Annotated in this window: 4 protein-coding genes and 3 pseudogenes; 2 read left to right on the forward strand and 5 right to left on the reverse strand. The window is 69.4% G+C overall.

Annotated elements, in window-relative coordinates; genetic code table 11:
• The 3 genes and pseudogenes from D471_RS39570 to D471_RS0117730 form a co-directional block, all read right to left on the reverse strand.
• Positions 1–348 (reverse strand): annotated as a pseudogene (locus D471_RS39570) (hypothetical protein); the annotation flags it as partial.
• 255 nt (positions 349–603) lie between these two features.
• Positions 604–1,509: a 5'-methylthioadenosine/S-adenosylhomocysteine nucleosidase family protein gene (locus tag D471_RS0117725; RefSeq protein WP_017599858.1), complete on the reverse strand. Its 906-nt coding sequence runs from the start codon at positions 1,507–1,509 to the stop codon at positions 604–606.
• A complete protein-coding gene (locus D471_RS0117730) occupies positions 1,506–3,242 on the reverse strand; it encodes a hypothetical protein (protein WP_017599859.1) in 1,737 nt (578 codons plus the stop codon). Before D471_RS0117730 ends, D471_RS0117725 begins: the two co-directional genes overlap by 4 nt.
• 103 nt (positions 3,243–3,345) lie before the next feature.
• On the opposite strand from D471_RS0117730, the pseudogene D471_RS34910 reads away from it, so the two are divergent.
• Positions 3,346–3,792 (forward strand): annotated as a pseudogene (locus D471_RS34910) (NUDIX hydrolase); the annotation flags it as partial.
• 112 nt (positions 3,793–3,904) lie between these two features.
• Positions 3,905–4,264: an MmcQ/YjbR family DNA-binding protein gene (locus tag D471_RS0117740; protein ID WP_017599861.1), complete on the forward strand. Its 360-nt coding sequence runs from the start codon at positions 3,905–3,907 to the stop codon at positions 4,262–4,264.
• A gap of 124 nt (positions 4,265–4,388) precedes the next feature.
• Here the strand turns inward: D471_RS0117740 and D471_RS0117745 are convergent, their stop codons facing one another.
• Together D471_RS0117745 and D471_RS34915 are read right to left on the reverse strand one after the other, a co-directional pair.
• Positions 4,389–6,674, reverse strand: a complete 2,286-nt coding sequence (locus D471_RS0117745; RefSeq protein ID WP_017599862.1) for a GmrSD restriction endonuclease domain-containing protein — start codon at positions 6,672–6,674, stop codon at positions 4,389–4,391.
• Positions 6,675–6,741: 67 nt separating this feature from the next.
• Positions 6,742–8,058, reverse strand: a pseudogene (locus tag D471_RS34915) (3'-5' exonuclease); the annotation flags it as partial.

Raw genomic sequence — 8,058 nt, forward strand, 5'->3', positions numbered from 1 at the left:
CCCCGCGGGCGGCTGAGCGCGGGAGATTGGACGCCCGCGCCCGTGACAGGTGCCCCGAGCCGCACCGGCGACCGTCGCCGCGTGTGTCAGGGGGGTGCTGCCCGACCACATCGCGGAGAAGAACTGCAGGGCCGCGTCATACAGGGGTCCGGGGGCGCGCACGCGCAGACAGGGGGCGTGACTGCCATGCGCGAACCTGTCGTAGAAGGTGATGTAGGCGGCGCGGTCGGTGGCGACGACGCGGCATGTGTGGGGGACGTCGTAGTGACGCAGCTCGGTGCCGGGTCGCTCCCGGCTCGCCTGGGTCACGTAGTCGATGTTGGTCCTGGTTGGTCCTGATCTGGTCACGGAGCAGGCCCTGGGTGAAGCCCGAGCCGATCCGACGCAGGTCCGACTCGCGTCGTTCCACCCAGGAACCCGGGCCTGATTCCGGTGCCGGTCAGTCGGGAGAGCACCCTGACGAGCCACCAGCGCGGACGCGAGGAGCGGATCCATCCGGCGGCACACACCAGTGCGGTGGCCAGGAGCGAGCTGAGGACGCCGAGCAGGAAGTCGGTCACCGAGGGATCCCCTTCGTCGACGGGGCGGTCGAGGACGGGGCCCTCAGCACAAGTAGGGCAGCAACCCGCGAACGACGTGGGCCGCGTTGTGCGCGGCCAGGTCGTGGGCACGGTCATCCTTGGTCTGGTCGGCGTTGTCGGAGACACCCCGCACCACCACCCAGCCCGGATTGTCCTCACCGCGCACCGAGTTCTCCTGCCAGTACTGGCTGAGTCCTCCGGACTCCATGTCCACGGCCAGGACCTTGTCGTTGTAGCCGGTCAGGAAGTGTCGGATCCGGCTGTCACGGTCGGCGATGACCGCCTCACCCGAACCGATGAGCCCGGGGAGCACCTCGAAGGTCCGCTTGCGGTGCCCCTCGTACTGTCCACGGATCATCGCCGGTTCGCCATGGTCGGTGAAGAAGGCGTTCACCGCGTGGACCATCCGTGCCGGAGCCTGCCGCTCCTCGCCCCTGCGCTGTGTTTCGTCTCCGTCCGTGATCTTGCGTGAGTCGTAGTAGACGACCCGGGTGGAGACGATGACGTTGCCGATCCTGGCGTGCTCGGGGTGCAGTCCGCCCCCGATGCCGACCAGGATCCACAGGCGAGGGTCGAAGTGGTGACGCAGGTGGTCCAGCGCCGACATCACGGACCGCTGGCCCGGGCTGTGGGTCTGGAGGGCGGTCACCCGCAGCGTGCCGCTGTCCGTCGGCACCTCGCCGGTGGCGAAGAAGAGGCCGTCGCGTCGCACCGAGGTCAGGTCGAGCTGCGCGGTGACCGCTCGCATCTCCTTGGGGAGGATCGTGACCACACCCACGTCCCAGCGGTCGGGATTCGTGCTTCTCTTCTCGGAACCGGCGGAGAGGGGTGCTGTGGGAGTGGTGATGTTGGTGGCCCGTGCTCCGTGTCCCACGGCGCTGTTGCTGATCTGGGTGTTGTCGCCCAGGTGGAAATCTCCGTGACTCACTGCTGTCCTTCGTTGCTCGGGGGGGTGGATCCGCTGCTCTGTTCACCGTTGACATTCATCGCTTGGGAACCATGTCCCAGGGCGCTGCCCCAGATGGTGGTGTTACTGCCGATGTTGAAGCTGTTCTGTACGAGCTTCTTGGCGCGTTTGTCGAACTCGGAGTTGTCGACGTCGTGCTCGTGCAGGAAGTCACTGATCGTGTTGAGCAAGCGCTCTTCGACGGTCTTCATGTGGCTGAGCACCTTGGCCTGGTCGAACCGGACCCGGCGCCACTCCTGGGCGTGCTCCTCCCGAGCGCTGATCCGCGTTCCGATCCCGATGTTCCTGATGGGTCGCAGGGTCCAATCCGATCGCAGGACCAGTGCCCTGGCCAGGAGGTAGGGGTAGTAGGGGAGACGCCGACAGTCGAACACCTCGTGGGGGAGACGGATCAGCGCTCGCAGACCGGCCTCCAGGGCCGCCCTCTTCCCGCTCTGGCCGTACTCCTGGACCTTCTGGAAGTCGTGAGGGTTGCGCGTCAGCGCACAGGCCACACAGAAAAGTGTCAGTGTGCGCCCCTGGAGTTTGACATGCAGGAACACCGTGGTGACGAGCTCGGAACCGTAGCTGGGCACGCTGACCTCGATGAAGTGCAGTCCAGACTCGTCCTCACCGTCGATGATCGCGCGCATGCGCCGTGGATCGATCCCGTTCGGGTTCAGGATCGTACGGTCGTTGGAGACCTCGTTCTCGGCCGCGTAGACACGGTCGCTCACCAGCACGGGGAGCCGAACGTTCGGTTCGTCCGTCCTGAGCTCCTCGACGGCGTGGCGGAGTCGTTCCACGAGTTGGTGAGCTCGGAACGGCGGATGGACGTGCTCCCTCCGGCGGAGGGGTTCGTTCTCGTCGTCGCTGGGGCGCAGCATCTGCACGTTCATCGGGGGATCCCATTGGTAGACCGCTTCGCCCGCGCCGACGAAGGGTGAGTCCTCGCCGAACACGGAGAAGGGGGCGATTGCGTCGGCATCCTCGCTGTTGTGCTTGGGGCGGCGGTAGACGACGCAGCCGTGGCCCTGTTGTTCGGCGACCCTCCTCTCCCGTGCGGACATCCGGCGGGGGCGCAGGTGTGGGGCTCTGTGCACGAGGTTGACGCGGAGTTGGCTCGCGGTACCCATGGTGAACACCGTGAGGGCGATCACGGCGAGCATCGCGAGCGCGATCTGCCCCTGACCGGGTGCCGCCCCGAAGACGACGACTCCGGTGACCGCGACGAGCAGGGCGTAGGTTCCCGTGCGTTTGAGTTGTCGTGTCTCCTCCTTCCAACGCCACCCCTCCCACGAGAGACGTCGGCGCTTCCCTCCTCGCCCGCGCCTTCCACCCATGTGTTCCTCGGAGGTGGTGATCTCGGCGGAGAGCAGTAGAGCGCGGCGGAGGAGAAGGAGCAGGACCAGGCCGCAGACGGTCACGGCGGAGGCCACGGTAAGTCTCCAGAGCAGTGGACCGATGACGGCCGCCACGATCATCAGTCGGGGTAGGGCGGCCAGGTGGGCCGCCCACCAGGCGTGACGCATGACGGGAACGAGGTCGAAGCCGTAGGAGGGGGCGACCCTGCGGTAGGGGGTCGTGGAGACCCTCCTGAGAACGAGGTCTCGGAACTTCTCGTCGACGTAGACACCCGCGCACAGGTGGCGTGTGGCGTCCGTTGGTGTGTCGGTGGGGGTTTCCTGGAGGTGATCAGCGTGGAGGGTGGTCATGCCCGGCCTCTGCGTAGATCGAATTAAGGTCATGTAGACCTTAAATGGGATGCTCAATTAAAGTCAAGTTGACCTTTATGGGGAAGTGGTGGATGCTCGCCTGAGGGGGCCCAGGGGCCGGGTGGTCACCGTCGCCTACCTCGCCTGGGGCCCGACCTGCCAACGCCCGTGGGCGGCACCGACGCCGCGCACGCCTACTGGGCACCCGTGGCCGACCTCCTCCATGCCCCCGACGCCCTGGCCTTCTCGACCACGTGCGTATCCTCGACGACGCCTTGGAGCGGGTCGGGGCGGCCTGGAGTACACCACGGTGGCGACGGCCTTCTGTCCTGAACCCTTCACCCTCAGCGACCGGCGCAACGTCTACGAGGTGGTGTGGTGGCACCACCTCGACCCGAGTAACTTCCGGCGCAAGGTCACCAAGGCGGAGGGGGTCGTGGAACCCACCGGAGAGCAACGCCCCCAGGCGGCGGGGCGGCCCGCGGCGCTCTACCGGTCCGGATCGGCGCGTCTGCTCAGTCCGCCCCTCCTGCGGTCAGCGGCGGACTGAGCCTTGCGCATGCCACCGGTGCATGGGCAGCGCCGACCAACGGGCGCCGCGGTTCCGGTCGCGAACCCTCACCCGATACCGCCGTGTCGGTGGTGTGTGGTTGGCTCATCCCATGGGTGTGCAGATCGAGCGGTTCGCGCGGTTGGTGAAGGCGCTGCCGGAATGCGAACCGCGAACATCGGAGCAGTACACGACGTTCCGTGTGCGCGGTAAGCCGTTCGGCTACCTGTGGCCGCGCACCGCCACGGTGGGGTTGAAGCAGACCCTGCTGGAGCAGGCCGCGCTCGTGGCCGAGCGGCCCGAGGTGTTCGAGGTGCAGTTCACCGCGGGCGGGTTCGGCTGGGTGGTCGTCCACCTGGACGGGATCGACCTGGACGAGCTCAGCGAGCTCACCCTGGAGGCCTGGTACCTGACGGCGCCCGACGAACTCCTCGTCGCCCCGCCGACACCCGCGTCCCTCGTCGAGGCCTGAACGGCGGCACGAACGCCCCTCCGCCCGACGACCGGAGCCGGGGCGGACTGCCCCGGGCGGGGACACGGCCGGGTGAGCGCGTCCCCAGCCCCGGGCGGGTTCCGGCCTCAGCCGGGAGGGGACGTCACTCGTCCAGGAAGCGGTGTCCGAACTGGGCCAGGCGCGTGCGCGCCCGGTCCAGCTCCTCGGCGGTGAACAGCGCCTCGAACTCCGGCCGCAGCACCAGCGCCTCCACGGTCAGGTCCAGGCGTCCGCGCTCCCACAGGTTGGCGAACCCGTCCGAGACCGCCGGGGCGTTCAACAGCTTGCGCGCGGTCCCCAGCGGCCCCAGCTCCGACAACATCCCCAGGAAGAACGTGGCCGTGTAGTCGGCCTCGGACCTGGCCCGCTCGTAGATCGACAGCATCGCCGCGCCGAAGTCGGCGGTCGGCGGCGCGGCGGTCGCCCCGGCCGCTTCGGCCGCCCCGTCCTCGGCCTCCCCGGGCTCCTCTGCCGTGCTCCCGGCCGCGTCCTGCCCCAGCCGGTTGACGAACCCGAGCAGCGAGTCCACCGACGTGAACACCTCATACCCCAGCTCCTGGAGCCGGGGCAGGTCGGCCTGCTCGGGGTCCAGTTCCAGGACCACCGGCTTGCCCCTCCCGTGCTGGAGTCCGTTCGGCCAGAACCCCTCCGCCTCGGCCAGCACCACACCCCGTTCGGGGTCGCTGATGGTCGTGTCCAGCTCCGGCTCGGCGAAGCCCAACCGCAACAGTTCGTCCGCCATCTCCCGGATCTGCACCGAACGCGCGTCGTCGGGCTCCGACGCCAGGACGGTGACCGGGCGCAGCGGCTCCTCGGCCGGGGCCTCGACCCCGGTGGCCAGTTCGCTCAGGAACGACTGCGCCGCCTCCGCCAGGAGCCTGCGCCGCTCGGCCAGGAAGTGCAGGTAGTTCTCGACCTTCCACAGCTCCGGGTCGGTCGGGATCCACTGCGAGGCCAGGACCCCCGGGTGGCGCTCCTCCACCTCGGGGAAGTACTCCTCGGGGCGCCGGTCGGAGATCTCCAGGTTGGTCTGCTGGGTCAGGAAGCAGAAGTTGGCGATCGCGTTGACGTGCCCGCGGTCGTAGGCGTCGCGCAGGACTCGTTTGGGGAAGACGTGGTGCACCTGGAGCGAGGAGAGCTTGCCGAGCAGCTCCGCCCTCAGCTCCAGGCCGCTGCCGAAGTCCCGCGCCCCCTTGACCCGGGTGAGCATGTACAGCAGGGGGTAGAACCGCGACCCCCGCGTGGACCCCTCGAAGTCGTGCGGCCGCACCTCCAGGCTGCCGCCCCGGGACCGTTCCAGGGCGGAGATGAGACCGTCCACCCCGGACTGGTGCAGGACGTCGTAGTCCGTCTGCAGGGTGGACTCCGTGGAACCCGCGTAGCGGCCCCACAGGGCGCTGTGGACATACCAGAACAGCACCTTGTCACGGTGGGCCGCGTCGTCGAACTGTCCGCCGTTGAGCTCCAGCAGCCGGGAGACGACGGGGAAGGAGTACCTGCTCATCAGCACCCGGTCGTGGTCCAGACCCAGCCGCCCCGACAGCGCGTCCAGGAAGGTCCCCACGTGGTCGACCGACCCCTTGAGCGCCTTCTGGAACCCCTCGGCGTCCACCCGGTCCAGGGCGGTGAACAGGGCGCGGCCGGTGGCCACGGCGGTGGCGTTGCGCAGCAGCCAGTCCAACGTGAAGGAGAAACCCGCCTCCTTCCACGTGGTCAGGCTCTCGCGCATGGTGCTCCGGGCGTCGGGCCACTGCGCGCACAGCTTGGCCAGCGCCAGGTCACCCTTGGACAGCTTGGTGCCGCCGGAGTTGACCCGGTTGAAGATGTCGACGACCTGGTCGACGGTCTTGTCGGCGCCGGTGATCTTCTCCTGGTAGAAGTCCTTGTCCGCGATCTGGCTCAGCCGGTTGAGCCGGGTCAGGTACCGGTTGGCCGCCTCGGGGTCGTCGGCGAACCGGGCCAGGTAGGGGACCGGTCCCTGGGCGAACAGCTCGGTGACGTCCACCCACAGCGGATCGCCGCTCATCAGGTTGGGCCGGTAGAACTCGAAGATCTCCTTCTCCACGTTGAAGTGCAGCCCCGTGAACGCTTGAGGGTCGCCCTCGAAGAACGCCGGAGCCCTGCCCCGGATGACGCCGTAGAGCGAGGTCACGCGCTGCTGGCCGTCCAACAGCAGCAGGTGCGTCCCGCTGCCCGTCAGCCCGCCGCGCACCGCCGTGTCCTCGGTGGAGGTCTCCCACAGCAGCAGCCCGCCCACCGGGTGGCCCAGGTACATCGAGCGCATCAGGCCCCGGACCTGGTCGCGGTTCCACACGTAGCCGCGCTGGAACTCGGGCAGCAGGATCGTGCCGGAGTCGATCTGGTCCAGGAGGGTGGAGAGTTTCGCCATCGGGGTCCTTGTCATCGGGGTGTACGGGGGAACGGGGGATGCGAACGAACGGGGGCCTCGCGGCCGGTCAGGAGGGCAGGACCGCCTCCAGGAAGGGACTGGGCTCCCGGTGCCAGCTCACACTGAGCCGCTCCCTGGCCCGGGTGCAGGCCACGAACAGCAGACTGCGCTCGCGCAGCAGGTCGCGCGCGTGCGCGCCGGGGTCCTCGTCCTCGGGGGTGAGGCTGCGGGGGCGGGCAGCTGGTCGCCCCCGGCGCCCACCACCGCCAGGCAGCGGAACTCCAGGCCCTTCATCCGATGCATGGTGCCCACGGACACGGCGTCGCCGGCCGACTTCCTGGTCAGGGAACGGGCGGGCAGCCCCGCCTCCTCCAGGGCGAGCACGGTCTGGTCGACGGTCCGGTTGGACCGGGCGGCCACGCCGATCTCGGCGGGCAGCACCCCGGCCTCCGTCCAGGCCCTGACGGTCCGCCCCAGGTGGCTCAATTCCTGCTCCCAGGTGGCCACCCCCTTCATCAGCGGGTCCTCGCCGCGCATCTCCGACCGGCACCCGGCCACCGAGTCCAGCCCTCCGTCCATGTCGTCGACGGACTGGCCGTGCATCAGGCCCAGACTCCATCCGAGGATCTGCGCGGTGGTGCGGTAGTTGATCCGCAGCTTCGACGACCGCCCTCGGATGTCGATCCCCACCTCGGCCAGGCTCACCTGAGGGCCGTAGATCCGCTGGTGGGTGTCCCCGGCGACGAACAGGTCGTCGCGCCCCTCGGCGACCGCCGCGCGCAGCAGCCGCCACTGCCCGGGGTGCAGGTCCTGGGCCTCGTCCACCACCACGTGGTCGAAGGGCCGCGCCTCGCGCGCCGCCAACAGGCGGGCGGCCTCCTCCGCGACGGTCTCGTACGTCCACAGAGCGCCTTCGGCCAACAGCTCCCGGAAGGCCGTGACCGCCTGCCACACCCGCGCCTTGTGCGCCGCGCCCAGACCGCGACCGCGCCCGGTCCGCTTGGCGGCCAGGTACTCCTCCGCCGAGACCACCCGTCGCGCCAGCACCACCTGGCGCCACTCCTCGGACAGGAAGGCGGGGGACAGGTCCAACCCCAGATCGGCCACGACCCGCTCCCACAGCCGACGTTCCCGCTGGGGGCTCAGCAGCTCCGGCTGGCCCTGCTCCTCACGGAACACCCGGTGCGCGAACCGGTCCACGTGCTCCACCCGGATCCGGCCGAGCACCTCCTCGGCGTCACCCCGACCGTCGGTCTCGGCCAGCAGGCCCACACCGGCCCGGAGCTCCTCGGCCAGGGTGGAGGTGAACGTGGTGAGCAGGACCCGGCCACCGGCCCGCGCCAACCGGTGGGCGCGGTGGATCGCCACCACGGTCTTGCCGGTC

The organism is Nocardiopsis lucentensis DSM 44048, assembly GCF_000341125.1.
Lineage (GTDB): Bacteria > Actinomycetota > Actinomycetes > Streptosporangiales > Streptosporangiaceae > Nocardiopsis > Nocardiopsis lucentensis.

What these genes read in the sequence shown, in the direction of transcription:
- D471_RS0117730 (WP_017599859.1), bottom strand. Translation starts at nt 3,242, where the DNA reads ATGACCACCCTCCACGCTGATCACCTCCAGGAAACCCCCACCGACACA.
- D471_RS0117740 (WP_017599861.1), top strand. Translation starts at nt 3,905, where the DNA reads ATGGGTGTGCAGATCGAGCGGTTCGCGCGGTTGGTGAAGGCGCTGCCG.
- D471_RS0117745 (WP_017599862.1), bottom strand. Translation starts at nt 6,674, where the DNA reads ATGGCGAAACTCTCCACCCTCCTGGACCAGATCGACTCCGGCACGATC.